General features: G+C 63.8%; 40 protein-coding genes. All 40 read right to left on the minus strand.

The window, feature by feature from the left end; all coding sequences use genetic code 11:
- Positions 1 to 21: 21 nt before the first annotated feature.
- Entirely contained in the window at positions 22 to 891 is an 870-nt protein-coding gene (locus E3T46_RS17365; protein WP_134579511.1) for a hypothetical protein, read from the minus strand.
- A gap of 6 nt (positions 892 to 897) precedes the next feature.
- On the minus strand, positions 898 to 2211 hold the full coding sequence (locus tag E3T46_RS17370) for a hypothetical protein (protein WP_166790325.1): 1314 nt from the start codon (positions 2209 to 2211) through the stop codon (positions 898 to 900).
- 17 nt (positions 2212 to 2228) lie between these two features.
- The gene (locus E3T46_RS17375; RefSeq protein ID WP_134579513.1) at positions 2229 to 3101 is read right to left on the minus strand and encodes a hypothetical protein; all 873 of its coding nucleotides are present in this window, start codon (positions 3099 to 3101) and stop codon (positions 2229 to 2231) included.
- Positions 3098 to 6241, minus strand: coding sequence for a phage tail tape measure protein (locus tag E3T46_RS17380; protein ID WP_241980893.1), 3144 nt, complete (start codon positions 6239 to 6241; stop codon positions 3098 to 3100). The genes E3T46_RS17375 and E3T46_RS17380 overlap by 4 nt, the downstream gene beginning before the upstream one ends.
- A 3-nt stretch (positions 6242 to 6244) precedes the next feature.
- Positions 6245 to 6535 (minus strand): hypothetical protein, encoded by a 291-nt coding sequence (locus tag E3T46_RS17385; protein WP_134579514.1) that lies wholly within the window; start codon positions 6533 to 6535, stop codon positions 6245 to 6247.
- Between the two features lie 26 nt (positions 6536 to 6561).
- The gene (locus E3T46_RS17390) at positions 6562 to 6960 is read right to left on the minus strand and encodes a hypothetical protein (protein ID WP_134579515.1); all 399 of its coding nucleotides are present in this window, start codon (positions 6958 to 6960) and stop codon (positions 6562 to 6564) included.
- Positions 6961 to 6963: 3 nt separating this feature from the next.
- Positions 6964 to 7746, minus strand: a complete 783-nt coding sequence (locus tag E3T46_RS17395; RefSeq protein ID WP_134579516.1) for an IPT/TIG domain-containing protein — start codon at positions 7744 to 7746, stop codon at positions 6964 to 6966.
- Complete coding sequence (locus tag E3T46_RS17400; RefSeq protein WP_134579517.1) at positions 7743 to 8159, minus strand: minor capsid protein; 417 nt, start codon at positions 8157 to 8159, stop codon at positions 7743 to 7745. Before E3T46_RS17400 ends, E3T46_RS17395 begins: the two co-directional genes overlap by 4 nt.
- On the minus strand, positions 8152 to 8469 hold the full coding sequence (locus tag E3T46_RS17405; protein ID WP_134579518.1) for a hypothetical protein: 318 nt from the start codon (positions 8467 to 8469) through the stop codon (positions 8152 to 8154). The genes E3T46_RS17400 and E3T46_RS17405 overlap by 8 nt, the downstream gene beginning before the upstream one ends.
- Positions 8470 to 8478: 9 nt before the next feature.
- Positions 8479 to 8805, minus strand: coding sequence for a hypothetical protein (locus E3T46_RS17410; RefSeq protein ID WP_134579519.1), 327 nt, complete (start codon positions 8803 to 8805; stop codon positions 8479 to 8481).
- Positions 8802 to 9161: a hypothetical protein gene (locus E3T46_RS17415; RefSeq protein WP_134579520.1), complete on the minus strand. Its 360-nt coding sequence runs from the start codon at positions 9159 to 9161 to the stop codon at positions 8802 to 8804. Before E3T46_RS17415 ends, E3T46_RS17410 begins: the two co-directional genes overlap by 4 nt.
- 18 nt (positions 9162 to 9179) lie before the next feature.
- The gene (locus tag E3T46_RS18205; protein ID WP_174845418.1) at positions 9180 to 9458 is read right to left on the minus strand and encodes a hypothetical protein; all 279 of its coding nucleotides are present in this window, start codon (positions 9456 to 9458) and stop codon (positions 9180 to 9182) included.
- Positions 9458 to 10375 carry a hypothetical protein gene (locus E3T46_RS18275; RefSeq protein WP_198419249.1) on the minus strand — a complete coding sequence of 306 codons (918 nt, stop codon included), beginning with the start codon at positions 10373 to 10375 and terminating at the stop codon, positions 9458 to 9460. The genes E3T46_RS18205 and E3T46_RS18275 overlap by 1 nt, the downstream gene beginning before the upstream one ends.
- Before the next feature lie 26 nt (positions 10376 to 10401).
- A complete protein-coding gene (locus E3T46_RS17430; RefSeq protein WP_134579521.1) occupies positions 10402 to 10794 on the minus strand; it encodes a capsid cement protein in 393 nt (130 codons plus the stop codon).
- Positions 10795 to 10796: 2 nt separating this feature from the next.
- The gene (locus E3T46_RS17435) at positions 10797 to 11948 is read right to left on the minus strand and encodes a head maturation protease, ClpP-related (RefSeq protein WP_134579522.1); all 1152 of its coding nucleotides are present in this window, start codon (positions 11946 to 11948) and stop codon (positions 10797 to 10799) included.
- Positions 11945 to 13201: a DUF935 family protein gene (locus E3T46_RS17440; protein WP_134579523.1), complete on the minus strand. Its 1257-nt coding sequence runs from the start codon at positions 13199 to 13201 to the stop codon at positions 11945 to 11947. The genes E3T46_RS17435 and E3T46_RS17440 overlap by 4 nt, the downstream gene beginning before the upstream one ends.
- Before the next feature lie 13 nt (positions 13202 to 13214).
- Positions 13215 to 14846, minus strand: coding sequence for a terminase (locus E3T46_RS17445; RefSeq protein WP_174845419.1), 1632 nt, complete (start codon positions 14844 to 14846; stop codon positions 13215 to 13217).
- Positions 14847 to 14863: 17 nt separating this feature from the next.
- Positions 14864 to 15208: a hypothetical protein gene (locus E3T46_RS17450; protein ID WP_134579524.1), complete on the minus strand. Its 345-nt coding sequence runs from the start codon at positions 15206 to 15208 to the stop codon at positions 14864 to 14866.
- Positions 15209 to 15353: 145 nt separating this feature from the next.
- Positions 15354 to 15689 carry a hypothetical protein gene (locus E3T46_RS17455; protein WP_134579525.1) on the minus strand — a complete coding sequence of 112 codons (336 nt, stop codon included), beginning with the start codon at positions 15687 to 15689 and terminating at the stop codon, positions 15354 to 15356.
- Positions 15690 to 15704: 15 nt separating this feature from the next.
- On the minus strand, positions 15705 to 16049 hold the full coding sequence (locus tag E3T46_RS17460) for a hypothetical protein (RefSeq protein WP_134579526.1): 345 nt from the start codon (positions 16047 to 16049) through the stop codon (positions 15705 to 15707).
- A gap of 20 nt (positions 16050 to 16069) precedes the next feature.
- Positions 16070 to 16390, minus strand: coding sequence for a hypothetical protein (locus tag E3T46_RS17465; RefSeq protein WP_198419251.1), 321 nt, complete (start codon positions 16388 to 16390; stop codon positions 16070 to 16072).
- 748 nt (positions 16391 to 17138) lie between these two features.
- Positions 17139 to 17339: a hypothetical protein gene (locus E3T46_RS17470; RefSeq protein ID WP_134579527.1), complete on the minus strand. Its 201-nt coding sequence runs from the start codon at positions 17337 to 17339 to the stop codon at positions 17139 to 17141.
- Complete coding sequence (locus tag E3T46_RS17475; RefSeq protein ID WP_134579528.1) at positions 17336 to 18205, minus strand: hypothetical protein; 870 nt, start codon at positions 18203 to 18205, stop codon at positions 17336 to 17338. The genes E3T46_RS17470 and E3T46_RS17475 overlap by 4 nt, the downstream gene beginning before the upstream one ends.
- Positions 18202 to 18477, minus strand: a complete 276-nt coding sequence (locus E3T46_RS17480; protein WP_134579529.1) for a hypothetical protein — start codon at positions 18475 to 18477, stop codon at positions 18202 to 18204. Before E3T46_RS17480 ends, E3T46_RS17475 begins: the two co-directional genes overlap by 4 nt.
- Positions 18474 to 19013 carry a hypothetical protein gene (locus E3T46_RS17485; protein ID WP_134579530.1) on the minus strand — a complete coding sequence of 180 codons (540 nt, stop codon included), beginning with the start codon at positions 19011 to 19013 and terminating at the stop codon, positions 18474 to 18476. The genes E3T46_RS17480 and E3T46_RS17485 overlap by 4 nt, the downstream gene beginning before the upstream one ends.
- A 1-nt stretch (position 19014) precedes the next feature.
- Entirely contained in the window at positions 19015 to 19302 is a 288-nt protein-coding gene (locus tag E3T46_RS17490; RefSeq protein WP_134579531.1) for a hypothetical protein, read from the minus strand.
- Entirely contained in the window at positions 19299 to 19697 is a 399-nt protein-coding gene (locus E3T46_RS17495; protein ID WP_134579532.1) for a hypothetical protein, read from the minus strand. The genes E3T46_RS17490 and E3T46_RS17495 overlap by 4 nt, the downstream gene beginning before the upstream one ends.
- 136 nt (positions 19698 to 19833) lie before the next feature.
- A complete protein-coding gene (locus E3T46_RS17500; protein ID WP_134579533.1) occupies positions 19834 to 20121 on the minus strand; it encodes a hypothetical protein in 288 nt (95 codons plus the stop codon).
- A gap of 139 nt (positions 20122 to 20260) precedes the next feature.
- Positions 20261 to 20617, minus strand: a complete 357-nt coding sequence (locus E3T46_RS17505; protein WP_134579534.1) for a hypothetical protein — start codon at positions 20615 to 20617, stop codon at positions 20261 to 20263.
- A complete protein-coding gene (locus E3T46_RS17510; RefSeq protein WP_134579535.1) occupies positions 20614 to 20802 on the minus strand; it encodes a hypothetical protein in 189 nt (62 codons plus the stop codon). The genes E3T46_RS17505 and E3T46_RS17510 overlap by 4 nt, the downstream gene beginning before the upstream one ends.
- On the minus strand, positions 20799 to 21122 hold the full coding sequence (locus E3T46_RS17515; protein ID WP_134579536.1) for a hypothetical protein: 324 nt from the start codon (positions 21120 to 21122) through the stop codon (positions 20799 to 20801). Before E3T46_RS17515 ends, E3T46_RS17510 begins: the two co-directional genes overlap by 4 nt.
- A 184-nt stretch (positions 21123 to 21306) precedes the next feature.
- Positions 21307 to 22086, minus strand: a complete 780-nt coding sequence (locus tag E3T46_RS17520; protein ID WP_134579537.1) for an N-6 DNA methylase — start codon at positions 22084 to 22086, stop codon at positions 21307 to 21309.
- Positions 22087 to 22147: 61 nt separating this feature from the next.
- Positions 22148 to 22663, minus strand: a complete 516-nt coding sequence (locus E3T46_RS17525; RefSeq protein ID WP_134579538.1) for a single-stranded DNA-binding protein — start codon at positions 22661 to 22663, stop codon at positions 22148 to 22150.
- A gap of 2 nt (positions 22664 to 22665) precedes the next feature.
- Complete coding sequence (locus E3T46_RS18120) at positions 22666 to 22842, minus strand: hypothetical protein (protein ID WP_166790326.1); 177 nt, start codon at positions 22840 to 22842, stop codon at positions 22666 to 22668.
- Positions 22843 to 22983: 141 nt separating this feature from the next.
- The gene (locus tag E3T46_RS17530) at positions 22984 to 23304 is read right to left on the minus strand and encodes a hypothetical protein (protein WP_134579539.1); all 321 of its coding nucleotides are present in this window, start codon (positions 23302 to 23304) and stop codon (positions 22984 to 22986) included.
- Positions 23301 to 23690: a hypothetical protein gene (locus tag E3T46_RS17535; protein WP_134579540.1), complete on the minus strand. Its 390-nt coding sequence runs from the start codon at positions 23688 to 23690 to the stop codon at positions 23301 to 23303. The genes E3T46_RS17530 and E3T46_RS17535 overlap by 4 nt, the downstream gene beginning before the upstream one ends.
- Positions 23687 to 24568 (minus strand): hypothetical protein, encoded by an 882-nt coding sequence (locus E3T46_RS17540; RefSeq protein WP_134579541.1) that lies wholly within the window; start codon positions 24566 to 24568, stop codon positions 23687 to 23689. Before E3T46_RS17540 ends, E3T46_RS17535 begins: the two co-directional genes overlap by 4 nt.
- On the minus strand, positions 24568 to 24711 hold the full coding sequence (locus E3T46_RS18125; protein WP_166790327.1) for a hypothetical protein: 144 nt from the start codon (positions 24709 to 24711) through the stop codon (positions 24568 to 24570). Before E3T46_RS18125 ends, E3T46_RS17540 begins: the two co-directional genes overlap by 1 nt.
- Positions 24708 to 25112 (minus strand): HNH endonuclease, encoded by a 405-nt coding sequence (locus E3T46_RS17545; protein WP_134579542.1) that lies wholly within the window; start codon positions 25110 to 25112, stop codon positions 24708 to 24710. Before E3T46_RS17545 ends, E3T46_RS18125 begins: the two co-directional genes overlap by 4 nt.
- Positions 25109 to 25696, minus strand: a complete 588-nt coding sequence (locus E3T46_RS17550) for a hypothetical protein (protein ID WP_134579543.1) — start codon at positions 25694 to 25696, stop codon at positions 25109 to 25111. The genes E3T46_RS17545 and E3T46_RS17550 overlap by 4 nt, the downstream gene beginning before the upstream one ends.
- Positions 25697 to 25782 lie beyond the last annotated feature (86 nt).

The raw sequence follows: 25782 nt of genomic DNA on the forward strand, positions 1-25782 counted from the left end.
CGCCGCCGCAGTAAGCATCGTCTACCCCACCCGGCTAATGGATACCATGCCGGTAACTGTGCGCGTGGCCCCTGTAACTTGCAGTAGCTCAGTTCCGATAGTTGCGCCTCCTGCCGGAATGCGGATATTAGGAACGGACACCGACATTCGGTCGCGCGAATTTGTGTTGCCTCGCACGATGGCCCCATTGGGCGCGGTGATCCCAACAAATGATTCCCCGGTTGAAACAGCACCGATGTTCACTGCGACGGTGATTGCATAGATGCCGGCTTGCGGGATGAAGAACGAGCCAGTGCCGGCTTGCACCATACCTGCGTATGTACTGAACGTCTGGGTAACGGTTCCTAAGGTCAGCTGTGATCCTGAGGCTGCCGAAATCGAGGTGGTGAATTCGGAGTGGTACTGAGTTGTAATCCCGGCACCACCATCGTTTGAAGTGGCGCGCGCGTCGAACAGCGCAACGGCTGTCGTTGTGGCGTTCACCCACGCCCACCACAGTGGCTGGTCATCGACCACGCCGGGGGTGGAGTTGATCGTGGGGTATGCCGTCGGCGGTGCGGTCGGGGTGGTGCTGGTCGTAGTGGCACCGGCAACCGCGACGAGCTCGCACGTGCCCCCTGTGCCTGCCCACGTCCGGCGCAGCACGCTCAGGTGCCACTGTCCGGCGGTGGGCGCCGAGAAAGCAACCACCTCCGCAGTCGGAGCGGTTGCCATGACGAATGGCGCATAAGCATCACCCGCCGAGATGGAGATCGAGCGCACGCCCGCGACTTGCGTGGCCATGTAATCAGCCGCGCTCCCCACGGCATAGCGGACGCCAGCCAGCGCCATCATCTTCGCCAGCTTTGCCTCATCAAGGGTGCCGTCGAAGCCGTAACCTGTGATTGCCATGTCGTCCTACCTGCTCGTTGAAAGTCGTCGTTGTGCAGCGGCGAGCTGCGAAATAGCCCGTGCGAAAAGCTCGTCGGGATTGTCAGTGCGGTTGCCGACCTGCGGGGTGACCTTCGCACCATTGGTTTTGTCCCATTTGAGATTCACGGCCATAATCTGGTCAGTGAATGGGATGCCGTTCGCCATGATGGAGATGTGATCGCCGCGCCGAAATCCGGTCGGGCTGTACTGGAAATTCGGGGTCTCCGAGAGCGTCAGCGACAGGCCGGAAGTCGGCGCACCCTCCGCGAGACCCTTTGCCCCCGTCGCATTCATGTAGCCGGTGAACTGATTTTTATCTGCGGTCGCAACCTCGGTGCGGAGCAGGTAATACTTCGCGATCCGGTAGGCATCTGCGAGCGTGCCCGGCCAATTCAAGGTTGCGCCGGTTGCGTCCCGAAAGACCTCGATGATGTCGCCGTACTCGGCCTCAAGACCGGTCGTGTCGCGCACGTCCCAGAATGCGCGCGCGACATCCTCACCAGGGCCGCCGCCGACAATTCGGGTTGCGGTCGGATACTGCTGTGACCAATCCCCGTCGAGGACAACACCCGAATCAACGGTCAGATCCAGCGGCCATGTCGCTGGCTGCCACACCTCGGCCGTGATCGTCGGCGTGAGGCCGTCATGCTGGAATCGCAGGCCAAGACCCGACCATTTCAGGAGGGCCGCGACCGCCTCATCGAGCGGAGTCATGCGGACCGATGGCAGCATCCCCGCCGCTCTGGCATCACCGCCGCGCGCGAGGTCCGGGCTGACCGTCACCGGTCGGCCCATCCGCGACACCATATTCACTGTGATTAGGTTCTTGATAGCGGATTCTGCCGAACTGAGAATTGAACTGCCACCGCTGCCATCCGGGAAGACGTAGTAGCCGTAGCCATACGCGAGCCCCGGCTCCATCGCGGCATCCGTCCACGCCTGCGCATGGTCCGACAGATCCAGCGGGGCCAGCTTCCCCGACGACCGCGACGACTCGTTCGGCATCACCCAGCCAAGCGTGTTCGGCATATACCGGTAGTCGTCCTCGATCTGGAAAATGACCGTGCCGAAAGCCGTCACCTTGCCCGTGGGGTGCAGCAGCGGCCCGGACATTTCATGCCCGCCCTTGTATGTGATGCGGCAGCGGGAGCCGTGCGCGAGCATGAAGTCCAGCATCGGATCGGATGCTGACACCTCAATTTCACCCGTACCGACCTTATTGAATAGGGGCGTGAGGTCCAGCCGGAGCGGATCGCCAAGGATGCCAAGCAGATTGAACGCCTTGTCGAAAATCTGCACAACGAATGGAGACTCCATCAGAAAGCCCTTCTATATTGCGGGGAGAAAGCGACCTGCACGGAACCGGCACCGTTCAGCACAATGTCAACCGGGACCGAACCGCCCCGCGGGATCTGCGCAAACTGAATCGACGAGAACTGGAAGAACGGAACGATCGTCCCCACGCCGGCCACCCACTTTCGGGCAATCTGAGCCGTGGGATTGGTGTCGATCGTCAGCCATTCCCCCGCAGCCAGGGCGAGCGTGGCCGAAATGACCGACCCGCCCACGTTGATGGAGAAGCTCACAGCCGGACCGTAAACAGTGTGTGTTGGCCACGCCGGAGTGTCCCCAGGATTCGATACCGTCGCGCCGGCCACCGTCGACGCTGAGCCGATGGTGAAGACGAAACTGGAACCGGGCGGCGCGTAGAAATTACCCGTGTCGGCGGCAGTCTGGAAAACCTTCGAGGTGAGAGGGCCACGCCAGAAGGGTTTGTCTGCGACCATCTCTAGACCGAATGGGTAACCGGTGACGTCGGTCGGGTCTAGATCGAATGCCAGGTCGCCGTCACCTACGAAGCGAAGATCCAAGAAGCGCACGACGTCCGCCGAGGACGAAACAGTGAGGCGGCACGTCACCTCAGGATCCATGATCTTCCAGAACGCGCTTTCCGAAGCCAGCCACTCATCCACGCCCAAACCCATCGGCGTGAGCAAAGGGAGGAACACCGTTCGCGGTCCCGTCCTATACCCCGTCAGCACCTGCCCGTCGAGCGCTGCCGTTTCCCTTGTGTATGCCTCAAAGGGTGGCATTGACAGGCCCATGATCCCGGCACTGCTAAGGCGGATGGGACCGCTCTTGATGTCGAATTCGGTCCCATCCGGCCCCGTCAAGATGTATTCGCTCATGCGATACCTACCCTTCGGGTGTTGAATAACATCTGCGCGCGACGTTGGCCAATCTGTTGCTTACGAATGACGTCCTCAGCGTTCGCGCCAATCGGTCCGTTGAAGTTATTCGTGACCCCGGGCGCAGTCCGTGAGGCGTTGCTAGGCGTAGAGACGTTGATCCCGCCAGCGGCCATTGGCATCACACCCATGCGCCGCATAGTCTCGAGAAGTATCGACATCGACCGGGCGGACCCGTCAATAGGAATGAATGATTCGGGCACATCGCCGCGATCGCCGACAACGCGCCACGTCGACGGCGGCACAACCTGTGCGGTGTGCGACATCGGGGTGAGACCACGCATGCCACCCTGCGCCATGAACTCGACGATGTTCCCCTGTGCCTGGTAGGCAGCAGCGACAGCGCCGCGTGCTGCGCCTGTCTGCTGCACCACCTGGTTGATAACCACGTCGCGGCGACCCGGAATATTATTCAAGTCCCTCAAAAACTGAGCGAGCTTCTCTTGGGCCGTCGCGATGTCCGCGTTGATCACGACCGATCCATCAGGCAGAGTCGTGATGCGGTCTGCGAGGCCCTGCACCTTGGTCTGCTGCGCCTCCGCGTTGGAGCCGAACTCAGTCGTCGCCGAAGGAGGAGTCTTCAGAACCGTGTCGATGAGTTTGCGGGCCTGCTCCTCCGTTAGGCCCATCTGCGTGAGTTGCCCCACGAGGGCGTCCGTCGAAGTCCGATATCGCGCGGCCAGTTGGTCCTGGCTTTCGCCAGCCGTCGCTGCCGCGGTCGCCTCTTCGCCCATGGCCGCCAGAGAATTGCGCACCTGATCCTCGAGCAGCTTGCCCGAGTCCGACGCGCGAATTTGAGCAAGGTCAATTCCGTCTAGGCCGTAGGTGGCGCCCTCAGCGGTGACGCCGACCTCGCCGATGGTGTCGATCAGACGCAGTGAAGCATCGTTGAGATACCCCATGGCGACGGCTCCATCGCCGAACTCGTTGAGCTTGGTGCGGCTGTCGTCGAGCCCATCATGCAGGCTGCGGATGGTGTCTGCGGCATCCGCCGAAGTGTCATCGAATCCTCGCATGCTGGCAGCGAGGTCGTCGAGTTCTTTCGGTCGGCCGGCGAAGCCGTTCATGACGTCGATGGCGCCCGCAATGCCGTCGACCAGGTCCGCGAGAGGCCCAGCAACAAATTCACCGAAGGCCTCGGCCCCGTCTGCCGCCGCATCAATCGAGGCATCGCCGAAATCGAGCGCCCCGTTCGCGAGGTCGAGGAAGAACTCCAGCATCGGGCCACGGTTCTGTGAAATCCATTCCGCAGCGTCACCGAGCGGATCCGAGAACGCTGCAGCGAGAGCGCCCTTCATGCCGTCCGCGGCTACTTCGATATTGCGGGATGCCTGCTCCATTTTGGTCGCGTCGTTGTCGGCGAGGGTGTCGAACATCTGCTGTGCGGCACCCGTGACGCCGTTGAGCTCGTCAACTGCGGTCGAAAGGTCCATGGCGAATAGCGCCGTGCCGAGGTCCTCCGCCTGCGTGCCGAACAGCGCTACGGCTGCGGCGTTGCGCAGCACCGGGTCCTCAGTCTCGCGGAGCTTTGCCAGCACGAGCTCCAGCCCGTCGTTGGCCTCTTGCCCGCCGCGCGCGATCTTCGCCGTCATCTCTTCGGCGTTCAGGCCGAGAGTCTCGAAACCTTCGGCTGACGACTCGCTTGCATCGGTCGCGCGAATCTGAAACTCTTTGAGAGCATCCGCAGCGAGGTCGCTGTTTCGGGCTCCGGCGCCCAGCCCCTGATTTAGTAGTCCGAGAGCTTCCTCAGCGGACAGCCCGAGCCGAGAGAACGTGGCCGGATACTCGGTGAAGGTGTCGATCAGGTCTTCGCTGCGATTTACGCCTTCACGGGCACCGGTAGCGAGGATGTCGAAGGCGTTCTCCGCTGACTTGGCCAGACCTGAGTTCAGCATCGTGGTGACGGCGGCCGCAATCGGGCGCACGTCCTCGCCGAGCACGTCGGCGATGCCAGAGAGACTCTCGACAACCTTCTGCGCGCTCCGCGTGGAGGTGTCGGCGTCGATCAGATCGAACTGCAGCGCGAGGCGGGTAGTGTCCATGTTCGCTTCGACGGAGTCGCCGAAGACGTTCGCGTAGGCCTCACCAGCGGCGCGTCCGAGACGGAGCGCGTCAGCCTCGCTGACCCCGGTTAAGGCCTGCAGGCGGTCGTTGCCGACCTCGACCTGCAGCCCGTCCTGAATTGCGCCGCTGACAGCCTTGCCGATCGCGACCCCGGCCAGGATGATTCCACCCGCGATTGGGATTGCGGTCAGGGCCTTGATGAGAGTGCCCTCAATATCGCCGCCGACGACATCGCCGACCTTAGCGCCGGCGCCACGAGTGGCAGAGTCGAGCCCGCCGACAAACGACTTCCCGCTCTTGTCGCCGGCCGCGCCCGCCTTCGGCACCAGCTGGTCGAGTTCAGTCTCGGCCTTGATCGTGGACGTGTCGATCTCGATCTGAGTACGAGCGTTCTGCAACCCGGCTAGGCTCCGCTCGACCTTCGACAGATTGGCCTCAGCGCGACGAATGTCCGCCGTCACGTCGAGCCCGCCGAGCGCACGCACCTCGAGGTCAGCAAGGCGCTGCTTTGCCCGGTCGAGGCTCTTCTCGGCCCGGGTGACGTCGGCGTCGAGCTTGAGGGATGTGCTCTGCGAAACGAGCTTCTTCGCGGCGTCCTCTACGCGGTCCATGCTCTTGAGAGCGGGGGCCACGTCGACCTTGATCGGGATTTCTCCGCTCGCCACCTGCGCAAGTTCACGCGCGGCGGATTCAGCAATGCCGTATGAGCGCGTGAGTACGGACTGGATCTGGGCAGCAGACTTTCCTGCCGCGCGGTCCGACTCAAGGTAGTTGGATATCAGCGCGCGCTTCTGCCGGGCTGATGCCTCGGTGCTGTTCGCGAACGCGACCTTGTACGCGGCCTCAATCCGATCCGCACTGGACAGGACTTCGGTGGCATCGGCGGTCAGCTTCTGCTTTATGGGCTTCTTCTCGATCCGCTCGCCGATGGACTTGACGTCCTTATCGGCCTGCTGGATCTGCTTGGTATCAGCGGTAAAAAGTACTTCCAGCTGTGCCGCCCTGAGAGTAGCCATGGATCACCTCCGGGTGAGTACCGCGCGTAACCGCGTCGGGCTATCAATGAGCGAGAAAATCACCGCCCGAACACCGGGCCATGGACGTGCAAGAACAGCGGGGTCGTACAGGTCGATCCCTCGCTCAGCGAGCTCGGCGACGACCAGCCGCCAGTTCGTGATCAAGGCCAGCAGTGACCCGTCAATATCGGCCGATGTCGTCTTGCCCGGCAGAGCGTTGGGTGCTTCTGGTTTCAGGTGTTGGGGCACCGGCTTGTAATCCGGGAACCACCCCTCGGCGTCGGGGGTGCCCATGCCGTATGGAGACCAGTCCTCAGCCGTTACGAGCCTTTTGGGCCGACATCATCAGGGGTGCCCTGGCCCTCTCGTGGCAGCCACAGCAGCTTCGCGAGGGTGTCGGCGTATTCCTTGCCGCGCGCCCAGTAGAAGACCGCGTAGTAGGCCACGCGGTCAATGGTCGCGGCAGGAACCTTGTCGGCCACCATCGCCGCGAAAGCCTCGCCCAAGGCGGGGTGCTCGTCGCCGATCGTGTCGAGCATCGCCTGAACCTCGGGCGGGATCTCACCCGTGACGAGACCGAGATGAACCTCGCCACGGACAGCCGCAGCGAGGATCATCTTGGCGGCCTCGACCGTGGGCGGGGGCACCGTGTAGGTGCGCCCGCCCAGCTTGATCTCGAGGTCAGGCGCTACCCACTCAGCGAAGTCGATAGCGCCCATAGGTTACGCTGCCCGCGTGTAGTTGACCGCAGCCGACACGCCGGCCGGCGTGGTGACAACGACAGCGACAGTGCCAGCTACATCGGACGGGAGCACCGCGACGATCGTGGTCGAACTGACAACGGCGAACGAACTGGCCGCGATCGCCTTGAACGTGACAGCGGTCGCACCAGTGAGGTTCAGACCCGTGATGGTGACCTGCTTGCCGGTGCCTGCCGGGTTCGTCCCGGGCGACGAAGCAGACACGCTCGAGATACTCGGCGCAGTGACAGTCCAGCCCGCGAACGGGTTTGTGATCTTGTCGTAGGGACCCTTGCCGGTGAGGGTGATCGAGAGCACTTCGATCTCACCGTTCGGCCCCGAGTTCTGACGGGTGGTGGCAACGGTGAAGAAACCCCGGCCCGCGTCCTTCGGGTTCGCTGCGCCCGACTCCGGCTTGTGGTACCAGCGCGCATCGAGCACGGCATACTCGCCCTTCGCGTCGGGATCGGTGCGGGCGAGTACGGCCTCGATCTCGGGCAGGTAAAGACCCGTGGTGATGCTGCGGTTCACCTGGGCGTTAAAAGCATGGTTGATGCTCCACCCGGTGACGTCGCTGTTCGGCGCGCCGAGGTCGTCGTAGGTCTGCGCATCCTGCGTCTGCGGGGTTGGCGAGGGCTGGAACCCGCTGATGCGGCGCACCGGCTGCCAGGACGGCACATCGTACGTGCCGAGGTTGACGTCGATCCCGTACTCAAAGCTCTTACCGAGCGTCGTACCGGCGGGAAGGGGGACTTTGCTGCTCATGTGAGAGCCTCCAAATTATCGAGAATGATGAGGTAGTTCTCCGTGCGCTCTTCGCGACGGTTGTCGTCGGCACCGGCTGGTGCCATGGATTGGCGACTGATACTGCTGATCCCTCCCACGCGGGAGAGTCCTTGAAGGGCATCGAATGCCGGGGTGGCGAGCACGTCGGCACCATCGGGTCGACCAGGGTCGCCACGCAGCCGAAGCTGCACGCGCCGCCACCCGAGGTGCCGCTCGTCGGTTGAGCCGTACACGCGAACGCCGCACGCCGTGTCAGGTGTGGTATCGAGCGCGCCATAGAAGATGGTCACGGGGTCCGCGATCACGGGGCCCAGTCCGTCCGGGTTCCAGTCCCAGCTGGGGATCCCGCCGAGAATGGAGCAGATCAGCATTGTCAGGGTGCGATCATCCAAGAGCGGCCCTCACATGCTTCGCGAGGATCGCGCCGGTATCGACCTCGTCGAGGGCAGCCTCGAGGAACTTGGCTTGCTCGCCCGGCTTGTGCTGGTAGTCAAGGTTCTCGTGCTGCATGCGGGAGATATGGGACTTGAAGCCCACCTGCAGCGTGAGGTCGTCCACCAGGGAGAACCCGGACTTATCCGAGCCGCCCTCGTCGGTCGGGCTGAGTTCGCGGGCCCGCTTCAGGATCGCCTTGCCCGCCTCTTTCAGCCCCGCTTGCACAGCCTTCTCTACCTCCGAAGCTGCAGATACGTGCATTTGCATAGCGACCTCCTACTTCAGAGACAGGACAAGGAACGAGTCGAGATCATCGACGCCGTTCTCATTGGCACCGACCGCGAGCACTTCGGCCTCGCGCTGCCGGGCGGTGCCAGGCCACACGGTGACGAGCGACCCGACCGGGACGTGTTCGCTGATCGGCACGGTCACCGAGGATGACGACACGACCTCGGACCCGGCGGAGTTGCGGACGAGTCGCTGCTCGTCCTTCACCTCCGCCATGACCGTTCGTGCGGTGCCGTATCCAGTACCCATACCGCCCGCGGGCTGAGCGTTACGGATGCTCACCGAGTGCGGGTAGAAGAACTCATCCCAACTCACGAGTACTCACCCTCTCGCCACTCATTCCCGAAAGCTCGCGCCTTCGGAAAGCTGCCGACCGGGAGGCCAACGGCTGCCACGTCACACAGCGAGCGGAGGCTCATGATGTCGTCGTCGCTGAACGCCCCACCGGGGTCGTTGTAGCTGATCGACGTGCCATTGCGACCGCGCGACTTCACCCGGCGAGCACCGGGCGCCGGCACCTCAGCGATGACGCCCTTGAGGATCGCGATCGCATCGAGCTTCCGGTCGTCGCCATCAAGAAGGGAATTCAGGCAAGGGGCGATGGAACGCGCGCGTACCAGGATGCGTCGCGCCAGATCCGTGTCAGTGCTGATGTCCTCTGGGAGAATCACTCCATCGCCCCCTTCTCGTTACTTCTTGGCGTCGGCTGCGGCTTTGTCGGCTGCGGCCTTCTCTGCGGCTGCAGCGTTAGCCGCGGCCTTGTAGGCCTCGGACTTGGCCTCGTCTACCACTTCGGGCAGCTCGAAGACCTCGATGAGCCCCGCCGCGAGAAGGTGCTCCGCGTTCGCCTCGTCGAGAGCGTCGGCAGGGAACACGCCGCCGCGGTCGATGTAGCGCTCGTGGCCGTCCTTGCGGATGACCGCGACGGCGCCCTTGACTCGGTACGCCTTCGGCTTCGCGGCAGCCATCAGAGGAGCGTTCCCGTGATGGTGATACCGGCGAGCGGCTCCGTGACGACGGGCACCGTGACGCGACGAACGCGCAGCTCGTACTTGTCGAGGGAGCCGGCACGAATGCTGGACACCTCAACCTGAGAACCCGCGGAACGCACGAACTCCGGCGACTGCAGAGCCTCGTCGGCCATGCCGCCGAGCTGATCCGCGTCAAGGAACAGGGGGTTGTCGCTGAGGTAGTTCGGCGACGTGACCCACGTGTACCCGAGAGCAGTGAACGGCAAGTTCCCGGACAGGACGATGTTCGCCTGCTCCCGCGGGAACGCGCCAGCGTCCACGAGGATGCCGACGAGCTTCGCGAACTTCGCCGGCTTCAGAACAATGACCTGAAGGTCGATGCCGGTGCCGTCGCCGCGGAGTCCGTTTTGGGTCACGAGAGTCTCGAGCACCGCACCGGGCGTCGTCCACGCAGCCGAAGCGGCCGCCGAGGTCGTGACCTTCGACGCGATGACAGCCATCGCCCGCAGGTCGACATCCTGAATGACGGTGTTCGCGAGCCGGACGAGGCCCTTGTTCACGTAGCTGATTCCCTCGCGGGAGATCTTCTCGTCGGTGATGTCCGTGCCCATGCCGCGCTTGTCGGTCTTCGCAGCGGCGATTTCGCCACTGGTGAGGACCGTCTTCGGGTACGCCGAACCGGGCGCGATGACCTCGGGCGAGTCAGCGGCGAAAAGTTCCTCGCCGGTCTCGTAGAAGATGCCGCCGCCGACGGCGTTGAAGCGTCCGCGCAGCAGGAAGTCCGCGATGAACTTCTGATCGGCGAGAGTTGCCGCGCGCTTGGCGATAACAGTCGGGTTGGACAGGAGCAGATGAATCTGCGCCGTGGTGAGCGTGCCCGTGGGGCGTGCTACCGGGTAGGTGTAAGAGGCCATTGTGGTGATCCTTTCTGTCTCACCCCCTAGCGGAGGAGAGATACCTCGACGAGGGTGCCGGTGGTGGCGGTGGTGAGCGCAACGCCCACAATCGCGCGGGAGGAGGTCACATCAGCCGCGGTGGGCGTGGTGACTGCTGCGACAGTGGCGACCTGTCCAGCCGCGGCAGCGACTACGAGGTCACCGGCCGTTACGGTGCCAGAAGCGGTAAGACGCTGAACTCCGCCGGTGTAGACGGTGACCTGGTCGCCGGACGCAACGTCGAACGCCGCGACACCGAGCCATGAGGCCTGGGAGGCGGTGGTCGGGGCGACGGTGCCAGAGCCGGAGACTCCGACGAGCTGACCGCCGGCGATGGCAGCAGATGATGCTCGAGTGAACGGCTTGCCGCTATCGAACTTGGGCAGGTAATCAGCCATGATTAGGCCTCCTTCGAGTCGTCGCCGAACGCGAGTGCGTAGAGGGCGTCAGCGGCGGTCGGTTCGTCGGCGGTACCGATCTCGGCGACCGGGACGGTGTTCTTCGCCAGCGAGGCGATCAGAGCGGTGGTGCCCTTTTCGTTCGCGCTCAGCGATTCGAGCCAGGTGCCACGCGAGGCGGGCGCAATGCGGCCGTCACTCACAGCGCTGTCCACGATCGCCTCGCGGCGGCTGGTGTCCTGCGCTTCGCTGGCCTTGCGACCCAGCGCGGCGGATGCCTGCAGGTCGCTGAGCACGGCGGAGTCGATCAGAACGGTGCCGGCCGGAACTGCAGCGGCGGCCGGGGCGGTGGCCTCATCGAGTACCACGTCGACAGCTGCAAGGAGCAGCTCGTCGGTGATTGCGGAATCGGTAACGCCGAGCCGCTCGAGGAGGCCAGCCTTGAGAATGTCACTCATGTCGAGTGGGTCCTTTCGGTTGGGTGTTCCCGGCTCGGACGAGCTCGGGAGATTGAGGGAGGCGAGCGACGGAATCGCCGTTCGCGCTCGTGCAGAGAACCGCGCACGGTCCACCGGCTGAGAAGCGGGAGTGTCGACCCACTCGTCGGCGAGCCCAACGGCGACGGCTTCCTCGGCCGTGTACCAGGTCTCAGCCTTCATGGCATCGCGCCAAGTCGCCCGGTCGGTTCCGGTGCGGCCCGCGTAAACATCAGCGAGGGAGTCGGACAGCTTCTGGAGAATCGACGCAGTCTCTTCCATGTCCGTCGCATTGCCGTAGACGCCACCAGATGCGTCATGGATCATCAGCTGCGAGCCGCGATTCATGACGATCTTGTCGCCCGCCATGGCGATGATCGACGCGGCCGAGGCAGCGAGACCGTCGATGTGCACGGTGACGAACGCGCGGTGCCGGCGGATCGCGTTCATGATCGCGATGCCGTCCCACGCCGCGCCGCCGGGAGAGTTGATGTAGACGGCGAGATTGTCCACGTCGAGCGCGGCGAGTTCAGTCGCCATGCTCGACGCGGAAACACCTCCGCCCCAGAAGCTCTCGCCGATCTCGTCGTAGATGAACACGTCGGCCGAGGTCATCTCGTCCACCGCGGCCCGGGGTTCGATGCGGAACCAGTCTCGGGCCTTCTGTTTGGTCGTCATGCCGCCTCCTCAGGCTGTTCGTCATCCACCGGAGCGGGTGCGGTTGCGTCTTTCACGGGCAGACTGAATGCCGCCCGCATGAATGCTTCGAGTGTTTCGTCCGGGTGGATCACGCCGGCGTCGACGAGACTCTTCAGCGCCTCGGCCGAGAGTGATCCCGCGCCGATCGGCTTGAACACCAGCCGCGGTGCCGGCTCGCTCTCGCCCCAGTTCCAGTCGACGAGGTCTTCCACAACGTGCGCCTGGGTGACGTCCGCGATGTGAGCCGCGACGGCGTTCAGAGAGTCGGTGAAGAAGTTCGCGAACGTGGAGCCAAGCGCCCACGAGCCCGTCTCGGTGCCGAGGTTCAGGAAGTGCGCGAGCACCGCGCGAGCGATTTGCTCGTCGTGGTACCGGATCGGCTGATCAGTGTCGGGCAGCTTGCCGGTGACGCCCATCAGTGTGAGATTGGAACCGTTCGGTATGGATGCACCCGCAGCTTCACCGGCACGGAAGCCCTTAGCGAGAGCAAGACCCGATGCCTTCTCGGACTGCTGCCACGCCGCACGCTCGGCCGCATCGGCCTTTTCAGGAACCTCTGCACCCGTGTACACCGGGACGCCGAGGCCGTTGCGCTCAACCGTCAGAGCCTGAGCGCGCAACATGCGGTCCTTGAGCAACCAGTTCTTGTACGCCGTGCGCAGCAAGCTCTGGCCGATCCAGTTGCCGCCCTCGCGGTCGTTGATGTACGCGACGAGCCGGTCGACCGGAATCGGGCTACTGACGCCGTGCTGCTCAATCGAGACAAGGCCGCCGTCGCGTGCGACCGTCACATTCGAGATACTGCGCGGCGGACGCCATGCGAGCTTCTTGAGCCGCAGCTTGCCCTCTTCCGGCGCGTAGACCTGCTCGAAGTACGAGTGGCCGTAGACCAGCTCGAGCAGCGCCAGGCGGAGATGTTCGCCCCATTGGAAACGGCCCTTGGTGCGCAGAGGGTTGACCGGAGCCTGACCCTTCACCGGCAGTCCGAGGTCAGCAGCGACGAGGGCCACGACCTCAGGGCTGGCGCCGGCGGGATCGATCATCCACTCAGCCCCGCGAATCGGGAGTGTGACAGCGCGCAGCACCGACCCGATCTGCGAATCCTCGCGGCGCATTTTGTCGAACACCTCGGTCGACAGCGGCCACATGAGATCCGGGTTGGTCTCGTGCGACTCAGCGGCCATGCTCGCCCACGACGAGAGGCCGCTTACCTGATAGCCCTGCTCGGCCATGCGGCACCTACTTTCAGAAATTGGCGGTGGCGAGGTTCACGTCGGACGGCGTTACGTCGTCGCGGGTGACCATCTCGGCCTGGGGTGGGGGTGGCGGGGTTGCTTCGACCGGCTCAGGCTTGAGCAGCTCTAGCGCGTAGAGCGCGATCGTCTCCGCGATCAGGCCAGCAATGTCGATGGGCAGTGACTTCGGCCGCGACCACGCCATGTTGTCGGCGTACGGGACGACGACGCCGCCCTGCACAGCAAGGTCGATGTCAGGCTGGGCGATGACGACGAGCTTCTCGTCGCGCACCGCATCCCGGTATCGACCGGTGGCGATCGCGTACTTCGGGCCGTCGAACTCGTGCACGGTGAAGCCGAGCTTCTTGAGCGGCTCGATGAACTCCATCGCCGGGCAGCCCTTGGCATTCACGGCGACCTCGCGTTGCCCGGACGCCTCGGCCAGTTCGGCAAGGTAGTCGGGCAGCCACATCATGCCGGCGCGCGAGAGGCGCACCGTCACGAACGGGTCGCCGTCCTCGGTGAACACTGCAGCGGATAGCCATGTCGTCTTGCGGTCGTGCGATACGTCGACACCCCACACCGTGCGGGAGCCCTTCGGGATCACGATCTCATCGCCGGGCAGAACCCGAAGACGGTACTCCTTGACATCGATAAAAGAATCCACGTCGGCGATGACCCACTGGCACAACACCTCCGTGCGATATCCAGCCTCAGTCATGCCCCGGACATCCGAGAGCGCCGACTGGACCGTCATCGCACCGTGACCGATAGAGGGGTTCGCCTGCAGGATCGCGTCGACGTCGTCGAGCGCGCAGCCATCGGGCGCCGACCATTCGAACAGTCCGAGGGTGACGTCGTGACCGTTGGCGAATTCCTCCGCCGACATGATGCCAGCCTCGACGTACTCTTCCCACTCGGCGATGGACTCAAGGCCCGCGGTGCGCTGCGTGCGGAGGACTACCGCCGACGAGTCGCCAGCGTTTGAGATGCCCCACATCTGGCCAGACCAGAACGACTTGAGCGTCTGAGAGACAGCGTTCCAGGCGGTCCAGTTCTTCTGCTCGCGCATCTCGTCCATGAGTACGCGAGCGGCAGGCTTGCCACGGGCGTTCGCGGCGGCGCGGATCTCGTAGTGAGCACGCGACCGGGCGTAGATGCCCTCCTTGCCGTTCGTGTCCGACACCTTCGCGGTCGCGTTCTGCAGCGCCGGCAGCGCCAGCTCCCGCTCCTCGTCCGTGTTCGGCTCAGGGTCGCACCACATCTTCACCGCGGCCCACGGCTCGCGAGCGATGTCGAGGTTCTGCGCGACGCCGACCACCTTGAACTTCACCGGCGGCACCATGTCAGGGTGACGCTTCGAGTCCACGAACAGCCACCACGCAGCGAGAACAGAGGCGAGAGTGGTCTTGCCTTGCTGTCTCGCCACGAGCACGATGACGCGCTTGAACCGATACTGCCCATCGGGCATGATCTCGAGCGCGCCGATCAGCAAAAACTTCTGCCACGGGTAAAGATTTACACCGAGAATGACCAGCGCGAATTTGATTACCTCGAACCCGCGCGACGTTTCCGGGGTCAATTCGCGAAGAGGCTTCGTGAAAATGCGAGGCTCAGTGCGGCCGAGAAGCTTCGCAGCCACGAGCACCTCCACGAAAACTAACCGATACCGTGCTCCTCCTGGAAGGCAGAGAGCTCATCTTTGGGCACAGGGGCCGACTTCTTGCCAGCGACCAGCTCGCCACGGCCGCCAGGGGTCAAGCCGAGGGACTCGCAGTACTTCAGGTATGTCGGCAGCGATACGTTGTCCGACGCCGGCGGGCGGACCTTCGACTCAGGGTCATTCTCGATCTGCTCGAGAATGTGGTCGATGATCGTATCGAGGTCGTCAATCTTGTGCGCCAGGGCGAGCAGGGCCGCGATCGCGCCGGCGTCTTTGCCTTCGCGGTCAAGGTGAGAAGCGGCAGCGACGGAAACGACGGTTCCCTCAACGACTGCACCCATATCGGACCCTTCTACTCGCGCACGCGCACCTGCGACCCCCGGTCAGAGGGTCGGGGAGGGAGGAAAGCTCCCCTTGGCTCTGTCCACCCCCCAACCCGAAGGCTGGATTTTTTGACGATTCCCCCATTGAGGGGTCAATTCGTGGTCAGTATCGAGGGTTGACGATGTGGGCGCCGCCCTGGGCATGCTCGATGGTGGTTGTCGGGTCAGCGACTCCGAGTTCAGCGCTACAGGTCGGGCAGACGGCGATGGTCTCGACGGTGGCAGCCGGGATGGTGGCGAGCAGTTCGTCTGCAGCTCCCATGAGTGCGGCGACCATGGCCGAGATGACCGAGGCGTTGGTCGCGGCTTCGAGGTGGACTGTGCCGGTCTCCCCATCCATCGTCATGTGCACTGGGATGCTGAACGATCCCAGCGCCTGAGTCTCCATACCGTCGAATCCGACGCTCACGGTTCCGGTGATAGGTAGCAGTGCGGCCATGGTCTCTGTCCTTCGTTAGTGGCGGATGATCTCGCCGTGAGGGCTGGTATGGGTGACCGCGCGCAGGTCGTTGATGAGCTCGTTCGTGACGTAGCGCTCGTCTTCGATCAGGACGATGTCGGCGCTGGTGCCACGTAGGCGATTGCGCAGGTGCTGGTTGTCCGAGAGGAACCGAATCGATCCGCCGGCCGGGAGGGTGACTCGCTGGTCGCCGGAGGTGAGTCTCCATTCGATGTCGGGCACCAAGGCGCGCACCTCGTCGACCGCATCTCGGGCAGCCTGGTCGTGAGGCGATAGCACGATGATGCGCTTGCCCTCGGCTGCTGCGCCGAGTAGGCCGATAGCCGTGTACTTGTTCATGGGTGCTCCTGTCATCGTGGTTACCACCAGTCGGCGACGGCTTCACCGAGTCCGAGGCTGGGCGTGTTCGCGCCGCGCCCCTGATTACATGCTCGGTGCGAATGTAGAAAATTGCTCGGGTCCTCTTGCAACTCGGGGAAGTCACGGACGGTCTTGAAGTGGTCGAGGTTGTGCGAGTCGGGCGTGCTGTGCGGGTCGGCGAGGTAGTCGATGGGTTCCTTGCACAGCCAGCATCTCGACAGGACCTTGACTTCGGGATCGTCGGACTCTGATTGCTTGCGGCCCTCGGCGAAGAACTCATCGCGCAGGAGGTTCATGCGGCGCGTGTTTGTCCTGGCCATGCGCGCCTCCTTGGTACAAACATCGAGCGACTTCCGCGTCTTTGCGGGGTTCGGTCCGATTCGGGACGCTGCCAGCGGGGTCTCAGCCCGCGATTCCTGAGCCTTTGTACCAAGCTCGGCGGCTCGTTAGAGGATTCCCGGTGCTTCGCGCAGGTACTACAGCTCGTACAGAGATAGAGCCTTCAGGTAGTCCTTCACTGCATGCGGACAGTGTTGACGCTGGCACCGGGAGAATGGTCGGCGGTGACTGGCAGCCCTGCCGGGCCTTCGTGCCAGCTGTTCACCCTCGTAGCGTGCACTTGGCAAGGGGCCGCGTGCCGTCGAAGGCCACGCAAGTTTGTGAGGGTGCGGGTCGCGAGGCCGGTGGATATACCGCCCGGCCCCGCTCTGCGCTCGATGCTGCCCGCTCTGTTGCCGCCGCTGGGCACCGCGGTGTGTGGCCCATTCCGGGAGGGTTTGGGTGGCAAGGGTGATCCCAGCCGGAGCACTCGACCGTGTTGGCCTATGACGGGGCTGCTAGGTGTCGGCGGTGCTCGACTGGGAAGTGTGAGGGGTTGTCCCGGTGGGACACCAACGGGACATGCCCGGGTGTCCCAGCGGGACAAGTAAAGCCCCGGTCACGTCCGCTGGTGGCGGGAAAGACGGGGGCTTGCTGAGTAGCTGCGACAGCTCTGCTGCTGCGTTCAAATGTACCACGAGATGAAACATTTCCACCTATTCACAAGCGAACTCGTTTGGCGGGTTTCGATCAGGTGCGCGCCTCGGGCTTCTGACCGTCGAACAGCGCCCGTTCCGTTTCGAGGACATCGGACCGTCGCACGAGCACTCGGCCGCTGGCCTTCATGCGGCGTACGTACCTGAGCGTCACCCAGCGCACGATCGTCGTGCGTCCGGTCTTCGTGACGGCGATCGCTTCCTTGACGCTCATCCAGTCGGCCGAGGTCGTCACGCCGCGCCCAGAGCGGCGACCGCTGCTGCTTCCTTCGCCGCTTTCTCTCGCGCCTTAGTCTCGGCCTTGATGCGCCGCTTCACGATTGCCCGCGCCGCGCGAGCCTCGGCGAGCTCAGCAGCTTTCGTCTCGCGAATGGCCGATGTGACCTTGTCGAGCTGCGAGGCTGCGAGGATCGCGTAGAGCGTCGGGTCGACGACGAACCCGCACTCCGGTGTTGAACAGACGATGTGGATCGGCCCGTCGAATTCCAGCGGCGGTTTCCAGACCAGACTCAGCTGGCGGCATTCCCAGCAGCGCACGTTCTGCACCGGGTGATCGACGTCTGCGAACGGATGCTGCGCGAGGGCGTGCTGCATCGTGCGGAAGAAGTGCACGGCATCCTCAGCGTCGGCCCCACGCGAGACCCACGAGTCCACGTCGATCAGGTCGAGGTAGCGCTCGGTGATCGCGTCAATCTCGAACACCGTGGCATCCGAGGGGAACCCGGGCGCGGGGTGGCCGAGCAGCATGATCAGTTCATCCGCCATTCGCCAGGTATTCGGAACCGGGAGGATCCACGTGGCCGCCGCGCGCACCCCGTTCTTGTCGAGTTGCTGCGCCCGCTCCACCGAACGCAGGTGGGTGATCATGTCGAGCGCGAGCTTGAGCGCATCCCGCGTCTTTTCATAGCAGGTGTAGCAGAGTACGCCGTGCTCGGCGGGGGCCGGCAGACACCCCTTGCACTCGTTCGCCGTCGGGTAGGAGCATTCGGCCTCACGGTCGTACTGCCACTCTTGGCCGTCGCAGTTGCTGGCATGCTCGCCGTTGACGATGCACGAGCGCACGTCGTCGATTTCGTTGGTGATGCAGGGCAGGTAGCTCATTCTGAGCCTTTCGTGATGGGGATGATCCAGCGGCGCTGGTGCGGTCTGTCGATGGGCTGCCCGACGTTCTCCCGCCGAATGCGCTCGCCGCCGATGGTGAGGCTGGTCAGCGCTGCCGTGAGGCTGAGCGAGGTGAAGCCGGTCATGTTGTCGTAGCTCACGCGCACCTCGTGGCCGCCGCCGACCAGGGACGTGATCTTCAGGCGTGGTACGGGTGCTAGTGGCTGGCCGGACTCGATCGCGCGTGCCAGCTCGTCCTGTGGGGTGGTCATGACTGCACCACTTCCCACGGGCCTACATTGCGCTCGATCAAGACGGTTTTCATCTTGCGCTTGCGCTGAATAGCAATGGTCCGCTCAGCCGCCGCTCGTGAATGCTGGGCCGTATCCTCGTCTCGTCGCACTCCCCACTCAACAGTGGTCGGGGACTCAGCCCGCGCTGCCAAGAACTCCGCGTTGACCTCTCGGCTTGCGTCACGCTCAGCGAGGGCCTTGTCTCGCTCGACCTTGATGCGCTCGGTGTGCAACCACCCGCGCTTTATGGCCGCTGAGTTCTCGTCATTCAGTCGTATGAAATTCCCGAGAATTGCGGGCAGGTCGAGCACTGCGAAGTAGTTGCCCTCGACCAGTACATCGGCGGGCTTCGGCTCGGTCAACGTCAGCAGCAGATCCACGTTCTCGCCTTCGATCCGTCGCACGTACCGCAGATCCTCGGCCGCTGTCAGCTTGAGTGCCGCGACTTCCCGTTCCAGCCGCCCGCATTCTTCTTTGGCGACTTCCAGCATTTCGCGGTCATCGGTGGCTCCCATATCAGCTCCTCGTTTCGGTCAGTTCTGATTTCGTGTACGTGCGCTCGATCGTTTCGACCTCGGTCCTGTCGGTGAACACTTCGAGGGTCGCGACCGTTAGGCCAAACTCCCTGGCCTTGTTTTGCTGGTCCCACTGCTGGCGATCGACCCACTCGCGACGACTGCGTACCGTGTGGTAATCGGGGCGATGAGGCTCGTCCCGGAGCGTGATCTTGTGCCCGTTCGAGAGGGTGACCTCCAGCCGGATCTGCTCGGTGTACGTCTGGCGTGTGACTCGCTCAGTGCTCATTGTTTATCTCCTTGCTCTGTCGGCCACTCGACCGGTTCGGATGATTCGATGTGCCCGACGACGCCCCACTCGACCAGTTCAGCCATCACCTTCTGGGCCGCCGACTTGTTGAAGTAGTGCTTGCGGAATAGTGTGCGCGGCACGGTCATGATCAGCTCGCCGTACGCGCCGATCGGATCACCCCGCTTCACCGGCCATTGCTGGTTCCCGTACTCGCCCTCGTCTGGCATCCACTCCGTGATGTCGAGCGACTCCGGCAGCCATGACGGCCACTCGCCGCCCTCGTTGACCAGGTAATGATCGACCGCGGCCTGCCAAACCTCCTCGGGCTGATCCTTGAATGGCTTACCGTCCGGTGTCGGCCACGAGTCGATGACCAGCCGGTGGATCTTCACGAGTTGCCCCGCTTCATCTCTGCCCGCTTGTCGAGCCATGCAAATATCGGTTTCGCCACGGGCCTGTAGAACGCCACTACGACCAGCCGCACCCACGCATAGTGCAGGGTTGCGAACGGGTCTGGGTTGCGGCGGGTCACTGGGTGGCCTTGCGGATAGCAGCGGAGGCCATTCTGAGCCCGGACGCATAGTTGGAGTACCGGCTGCTGTCCGCCCATTCCCCCTCTGCAAAGAGTCGGTCGGCGGTCGCTCCGTACGCCTCACCGTGCTCCTGCGCGACCTTCGCCGCCTCTTCCAGCGCGTCCCGTTTCACTGCTGCCACTACAGCGGCGATACCGGCGGCCCTGATCATGTCGCTGCCGTTGCGTTCATCGATGGGCACGGCGTCACAGCCTGCTTCGTAGATGGTTTCGTAGTCGATCATTGAGGTTCCTCTGGTTCGTTTTTGCAGCGGATAGCGCTCTTGCCTGTCGGGGTTCGGCAGTTCGAGCAGATGTGGGCCGGCGGTGAATCCCACGACCGGCCCGGTGTTGGTTGTGGGGCGTTGAATGTGCCCTTGAGGGTCATGCGTTCCTCTCGTTAGTCGTTGGGGCTAAGCCCCGATGGTCGTATTCGAGGGCGGCGGCCACGTAGTCGTAGACACCGCCCACGGTGCGGAGAGACGCAGCGGCTGTGGTGATCGTCGGCCACTTCGGGGTGCTCGCGAATCCATGAACCCGGATCATCCATAGGTGCTTCAGCAGAATCGACTGAGCCCGCTGATTGGTCGGCGCGTGCACCCGAACCCCACATGCGCAATCCGCCGTCGCGTCGCGGCCATTGTGAGCAGCGGTAATTAGTGTGAGCATGTGGAATGGCGAGGTCAGCAGGTCGACCATCTCGGGAGGGGCTAGGTCGAAGTCCCAGGCGAGTTGGGTCATTCCGCCACCCGCTCAGCGTTCGGGAACAGCAGCTTCACGCCGCGACAGCCCTTCATCTGCTCATCGAATGCGTGCGCGTACGCGGCCTCGGCCATCTCGGTCTCTTCCGGGTCGATCACGAGTCCGCCGCGTTCAGCAACGAGATACCGTGAGGCCCAGATGATGAGGGCCCTCGGACGGCTCACCAGAGCATCCCCTCGTCGGCTGCCGCAGATTCGAGCACGCACCAGTCGGATTCGACCCACGACATGTGCGACTCGTCGTTCGGCCGGTCAGGATCGACCAGCCAGTATCGGGTCACGATGCGGTTAGGCAGGTCGCGGCCCATGCTCTGCGCGTACTCCGAGCCGTTGTAGTTCGGGATGATCCCCGATAGCAGCATGAGCTTGCGCTGACCGTAGAAGTGCCCCTCGGCCACCCGTTCGTCGATTGAGGCATCCCAGCGTGGGTGGCTCGGGTCGTAGAGCTGCTCGTAGACGAGATCCCCGATCGCGAACACGGTCACGTCCTCACCTCGACCAGGCACTCATCGCACTCGCGAGCAATGACCAGCGCCCGCTCAAACTCCATACTGTTCAGCGCCGAGTGATCCCCGCACGCTGCGAACTGCTCCGTCATGATTCCCCTCTCTGGGGTACGAGTAAAGGCATCGACCAAATGGTGGATGCCTTGTGAATAGGTGGGCGAATTTACGCGAAATCGAAATCGAACAGCGGGATGTTCGCGCCGAGGTCGACGGCGATCGCAGGCGGCTCGGTGACAGGCGGCGCGACCAGCTCGACTCTCGTGACCGTCAGAGCTGCGACGTCGCGCAGCGCTTCCCGATTCCGCAACCGCCGCGACCAACCGCCGAGGATATGCGCCGGTGTGTACCAGCTGTCCAAAACTTCGACCGTGAGTGTGTTGCCGTGGATCACGACCGCCGGAATGTGCAGCAGCGACAGGGCGATGTACGTCATGTGCACCGACGTGCGCTCGAGGTCCTGCGCCGTCACATGCAGCTGCGTCTGGTAGTTGAACCCCGCCGCCCGCATGGCATCGGCCAGGGCAACGATCATCCCGCCGCTCCCGCACGTCGGCTCCGAGACTGTGATGAACGCCTGCTCAGTGAGCACCTCCTCGAATCCAGTGCACGTCATCTGCGCGATCATCCGGCTGATATCGAACGGGGTGAAGTACTGGCCCATGTCGTCACTGCCCAGCTCCAAGCTCATGTACAGCTGGCCGAGCACGTCGGACAGGTCGCCGCCCAGCTGCTCGGTGAGCTTCGCGAGGATCTCGCCGAACCGGGCAGCCTCCTCGGGGGAGTACTCGCCGATGATGCGCATGTATCGTTCTTCCCGCTCGGCGTGCCCATTAGGGTCAACGGTGTTGCGGATCGCCAGGGCGGCCAGCTCGCAGAAGTCACCGAAGACTTGCGCGATCCGACGGCGGCCGTAGGTGACATTCGCCTCGAGTAGCTTCTTCATGCGACCTGCCCTCTGTGAAATTGTTGGCGGGGGCGACGAGCGCCGCCCCCGGGTCATGCGCTTAGAACGGTGTCTCGTCCGAGAAGTTGCCCGGCTTGTTCCAAACATCGCCGCCGGATGCCGGGCCTGCAGCGGCCGGCGCGGCGGGCCCGGTCGGTGCCCATGGCTCGTCGTTGCCTTGGCCACCCGATGCGGGAGCGCCGCGGTTGTTCGACTGCGTGCGGGTCAGGCTCGCGGTGGCGTACCGCAGCGACGGGCCGATCTCGTCGATCTCCAACTCCATCGACGTGCGCTTCTCGCCCTCCTTCGTCTCATACGACCGCTGCTTGAGGCGGCCCGAGGCGATGACGCGAGCGCCCTTCGTGAGGCTGCCGGCCACGTGCTCGGCGAACTCGCGCCAGACGGATGCGCGGAGGAACAGCGCGTCGCCGTCGACCCATTCGCTCTTGGCCCGGTCGAAGGTGCGCGGCGTGCTCGCGATGGTGAAGTTCGCCACCGCCAGGCCGTTCTGGGTGTAACGCAACTCGACGTCAGCCGTGATGTTGCCTACGACAGTAATTACAGTCTCGCCAGCCATGGTCAGTTGCTCGATTCTTCGTAGATGCCGGCCGATTTCGCGGCGGCGGCGATAGTTGCGGCCACGTCAAACTCAGGACGCGGTATGCCGAGAGCCGGGCTGACGCTGATGGTCACGCCCATGTTTTTCATCTTCTGCATTTGGTGTTCCAGTTCCTGCTGGGGTGTTCTACGTGCCATATCGGGTGCTCATTTCTTGGATCGGTTGGCGCGCTGTGCGCCTCTGTGCGTCGATTTGACGGCTTGGCTGTGCGTTCGCCTGCATTTCGCCTGTAGCCACGTGAGGCGACGAGTGGCGGTGCATGGTGGGTGAACGGGCACTTAGACCCGGGTGCGCTGCAGCTCCTGATAGGCCGCAGACTTCGGGCCACCGGGTTTGTATTCCTGTTTCGGCTTCGGCGGCTTACTCGGCTTGCGCTTGTTGAACGCGAGCCGCTCAGCGACCGCCGCGTCGAGCCGAATATCGCCGTACTCGTCGCCAGCCACAGACAGGCTCTGATCACGAGCAGAGTTGCGATCACCGAACGCCGCGACCTTCACCGCGTGCTCGCGAACCATCTGCCGGTGTGCCTCACCGGTGAAAGCCTCCCGAGCGATCGTGAGCGGGTCAACCTGGGCGAGGAATTTATCGAACGTGTTCACTGCGCCACCGGCTTACCCGTTTCCGGGTCGACGCCGCGGGCAATGCGGTGCTTCCGGATCGAGGCCTGAGTCTCAGCCTCGAACTTGGCCCGGTCGAGCGTGATCACCGGTGCCGAGATCGCGCCGCGCTGGATGGCCGTCACGATCCGCTCCGCGCGCTCCTGCCGGGAACGGATCAGCCGCACGTTGGCGATGATGTGCCCGGCCTCGAGGTACACGCCGGGCCGCTCCTGCCGGTGCATGACTACCGCGGCCAAGCACTCGTCGAGCGGCAGATGCCCGAGGGACTGAAACCATTCCTCGTGCAGCAGCCCGGCCTTGCCCACGTCGCGGTTGTCGCCGATTTTCACCCGGGCGATGAGCTTGCCAATGTCGTCGTAGTTCATGCTTCCAGCGCCTTTCGGTCGTGTTCGGCTTGCATTCGCCGGCCTGTTTCGAGCACGTCGAGGATCTGTTGATCCTTCGGGACCTTGCCGGCGTGCTCTTGCCGTTCGATCCGCTGCCTCTCGGCATGCAGGCGGATCTGGTCGTAGCCCTTCCGGAACTTCGGCATGGAGAGCACGTTGGCTTTCCAGAACGGGTCGGCCTGGGACCACCGCATGAGCCGTTCCGCGGCTTCGGGCTCGCGGCCGTCGGCGACGAGCATGAGGCGGGCCGCGGTGTGCCAGCCCGGGCCGATGATCGGTGCCTTCGAGCCGTTTGCCACGACAAGATCTCGGAGCAGGATGCACAACCGTTTGACCTCGGGGCGAAGCTCCGAGATGGGTTCTGGAGAATCTTCGACAAGAAGCTCTTTAGTACTTAACTGGCTTGGCTTGGTAGGGCTTGGCTTGGTAGGGCTTGGGTGCTGGGACACCCGTGGGACAAGGGCGGGACGGACGGTGGGACACTCGCGGGACACTTCCTCAGGGGGTTCTGCCTTCTCACCAGCAATTTTCTTACGCCAAGCGTTCTTGCGCAGCCTCTCTTTCTCGCGTGAGGCCTCGACATCCTCTCTCGTACGCTGCCAACCCTCCCAATCGTGAAAGACGAATCCTGAGGGGGTTCGTTCCCATAGGCCAGAGGTCACGAGAGCGTCTGCAGAGGCCGGATTTGCACCCCATTCGTCGAGCATGAACGCCTGAATGTGGCCGTCCGTGAGGTGCTTCGCGCAGGATGCCCCGGCGATAGTCCATAGACCCACGGCGGCCATTCGCTCACCCCTGGGGATGCTCAAAACCTTCGGGCTCGTGGGGAACCCATCGTCAACGTTGAACCAGACCACTACGTCTTACCTCCTTTCTTCATGTCAAAGTCGCCTCTCTCGATGGCGGTGGCCAGCGCGTCCAACACCGCGGCGGCCGTGAGTGCTGCCTGAGCGTTGGCGCGCTTCTTGATGTGCTTGATCAGCGCGGCCCGGTCGATCACGCGGCGCCATACATTCGCAGCGCGGCATCGTCTTCGGTGATCACTGTGATCTCGCCGTCGTTGGAATACAGCACCCAAGACAGGTGCAGCCGGCCGCCGTAGACGGGCATCCACCGGCGTGCCGGCCACTCGCTCGGCTCGGCATAACTAGGTGCGGCCCATCCCTCGGCTTGCGCGTCGGCGGGGTGCTCAGTCGCCCACTTGTGGCAGTCGAGGCCGAGCACGTGCAGGTTGCTCACGACCGTGCGCCCACCCTGCGATCGGTTCACACGGTGGTCGCGAGCGGTCGGCCCACAATCTCGGCGACAGCGCTGGCAGGTGTCCTTGTCGCGCAGGGTCGCCAGCTCGTAGGCGTCGTTCTCTTCGGCCTTGGTCGGTTTCGCGACCTTCGGCAGGATCATGCTTCCCACTTCACGGCTTCCATCGCCTCGAGGTTCACGAGCGGGAGGGATTCTTCGACCGGGTGCCCGAGGTGGCGGGCGCCCATGGCCGCGAAGATCACCGCGTCGGCCTCGTCGTTGCCCTTGGGATCAGCCTGCGTGTAGCGCTTGATGACGGCCGCGAGCACGACGTCTTTCGGAGCGTTGCCCTTGCCAGTTGCGTACTTGCAGCGCTGGCCCGAGGTTATGACTACGGGTTCCTGATCGACGAACTCGCAGAGGAACTTGACCACGAGCCACCAGTGCGCGTGGATCTTGTCGAGGGATGAGGACTTGGCGCCGAACGCCATGCCCTCGATGATGAGTAGGTCTGTGCGGTGAATTCGAACGGCGTTGTCGATGTCCACCGCGATGGCGTCGGACCGCGCGAGGAAGCTGCGGAGCGTGCCGGCGTCCGGCTTCGACTTGACGGTGTGCGTTTCGATAATTCCGTTTGCGATGACGGCGAGCCCGGTCGACGTCATGGAGAGGTCGATGCCGATCACGCGGCGGGGCGTGAGGGTCTGAAAGCTGGAAGGCATCATGCCTGTGTCGGTTCCGATCATGGTCTGGCTGATTTCGTGTTGAGCATTGGTGCCTCCCGGCGGTGGTGCGCCGAAGGCCGCCATGCGTGGTTGCGCGGGCGGCCTTC

Source organism: Cryobacterium sp. Hh11 (assembly GCF_004404045.1).
Classification (GTDB): Bacteria; Actinomycetota; Actinomycetes; order Actinomycetales; family Microbacteriaceae; genus Cryobacterium; species Cryobacterium levicorallinum.

Excerpts from the sequence above, each read along its gene's own strand:
- E3T46_RS17365 (WP_134579511.1), bottom strand. The coding sequence starts at position 891 with ATGGCAATCACAGGTTACGGCTTCGACGGCACCCTTGATGAGGCAAAG.
- E3T46_RS17375 (WP_134579513.1), bottom strand. The coding sequence starts at position 3,101 with ATGAGCGAATACATCTTGACGGGGCCGGATGGGACCGAATTCGACATC.
- E3T46_RS17380 (WP_241980893.1), bottom strand. The coding sequence starts at position 6,241 with ATGGCTACTCTCAGGGCGGCACAGCTGGAAGTACTTTTTACCGCTGAT.
- E3T46_RS17385 (WP_134579514.1), bottom strand. The coding sequence starts at position 6,535 with ATGGGCACCCCCGACGCCGAGGGGTGGTTCCCGGATTACAAGCCGGTG.
- E3T46_RS17390 (WP_134579515.1), bottom strand. The coding sequence starts at position 6,960 with ATGGGCGCTATCGACTTCGCTGAGTGGGTAGCGCCTGACCTCGAGATC.
- E3T46_RS17395 (WP_134579516.1), bottom strand. The coding sequence starts at position 7,746 with ATGAGCAGCAAAGTCCCCCTTCCCGCCGGTACGACGCTCGGTAAGAGC.
- E3T46_RS17405 (WP_134579518.1), bottom strand. The coding sequence starts at position 8,469 with ATGCAAATGCACGTATCTGCAGCTTCGGAGGTAGAGAAGGCTGTGCAA.
- E3T46_RS18205 (WP_174845418.1), bottom strand. The coding sequence starts at position 9,458 with ATGGCTGCCGCGAAGCCGAAGGCGTACCGAGTCAAGGGCGCCGTCGCG.
- E3T46_RS18275 (WP_198419249.1), bottom strand. The coding sequence starts at position 10,375 with ATGGCCTCTTACACCTACCCGGTAGCACGCCCCACGGGCACGCTCACC.
- E3T46_RS17430 (WP_134579521.1), bottom strand. The coding sequence starts at position 10,794 with ATGGCTGATTACCTGCCCAAGTTCGATAGCGGCAAGCCGTTCACTCGA.
- E3T46_RS17435 (WP_134579522.1), bottom strand. The coding sequence starts at position 11,948 with ATGACGACCAAACAGAAGGCCCGAGACTGGTTCCGCATCGAACCCCGG.
- E3T46_RS17440 (WP_134579523.1), bottom strand. The coding sequence starts at position 13,201 with ATGGCCGAGCAGGGCTATCAGGTAAGCGGCCTCTCGTCGTGGGCGAGC.
- E3T46_RS17450 (WP_134579524.1), bottom strand. The coding sequence starts at position 15,208 with ATGGGTGCAGTCGTTGAGGGAACCGTCGTTTCCGTCGCTGCCGCTTCT.
- E3T46_RS17455 (WP_134579525.1), bottom strand. The coding sequence starts at position 15,689 with ATGGCCGCACTGCTACCTATCACCGGAACCGTGAGCGTCGGATTCGAC.
- E3T46_RS17460 (WP_134579526.1), bottom strand. The coding sequence starts at position 16,049 with ATGAACAAGTACACGGCTATCGGCCTACTCGGCGCAGCAGCCGAGGGC.
- E3T46_RS17465 (WP_198419251.1), bottom strand. The coding sequence starts at position 16,390 with ATGGCCAGGACAAACACGCGCCGCATGAACCTCCTGCGCGATGAGTTC.
- E3T46_RS17475 (WP_134579528.1), bottom strand. The coding sequence starts at position 18,205 with ATGAGCTACCTGCCCTGCATCACCAACGAAATCGACGACGTGCGCTCG.
- E3T46_RS17480 (WP_134579529.1), bottom strand. The coding sequence starts at position 18,477 with ATGACCACCCCACAGGACGAGCTGGCACGCGCGATCGAGTCCGGCCAG.
- E3T46_RS17485 (WP_134579530.1), bottom strand. The coding sequence starts at position 19,013 with ATGGGAGCCACCGATGACCGCGAAATGCTGGAAGTCGCCAAAGAAGAA.
- E3T46_RS17490 (WP_134579531.1), bottom strand. The coding sequence starts at position 19,302 with ATGAGCACTGAGCGAGTCACACGCCAGACGTACACCGAGCAGATCCGG.
- E3T46_RS17500 (WP_134579533.1), bottom strand. The coding sequence starts at position 20,121 with ATGATCGACTACGAAACCATCTACGAAGCAGGCTGTGACGCCGTGCCC.
- E3T46_RS17505 (WP_134579534.1), bottom strand. The coding sequence starts at position 20,617 with ATGACCCAACTCGCCTGGGACTTCGACCTAGCCCCTCCCGAGATGGTC.
- E3T46_RS17520 (WP_134579537.1), bottom strand. The coding sequence starts at position 22,086 with ATGAAGAAGCTACTCGAGGCGAATGTCACCTACGGCCGCCGTCGGATC.
- E3T46_RS17525 (WP_134579538.1), bottom strand. The coding sequence starts at position 22,663 with ATGGCTGGCGAGACTGTAATTACTGTCGTAGGCAACATCACGGCTGAC.
- E3T46_RS18120 (WP_166790326.1), bottom strand. The coding sequence starts at position 22,842 with ATGGCACGTAGAACACCCCAGCAGGAACTGGAACACCAAATGCAGAAG.
- E3T46_RS17535 (WP_134579540.1), bottom strand. The coding sequence starts at position 23,690 with ATGAACTACGACGACATTGGCAAGCTCATCGCCCGGGTGAAAATCGGC.
- E3T46_RS17545 (WP_134579542.1), bottom strand. The coding sequence starts at position 25,112 with ATGATCCTGCCGAAGGTCGCGAAACCGACCAAGGCCGAAGAGAACGAC.
- E3T46_RS17550 (WP_134579543.1), bottom strand. The coding sequence starts at position 25,696 with ATGATCGGAACCGACACAGGCATGATGCCTTCCAGCTTTCAGACCCTC.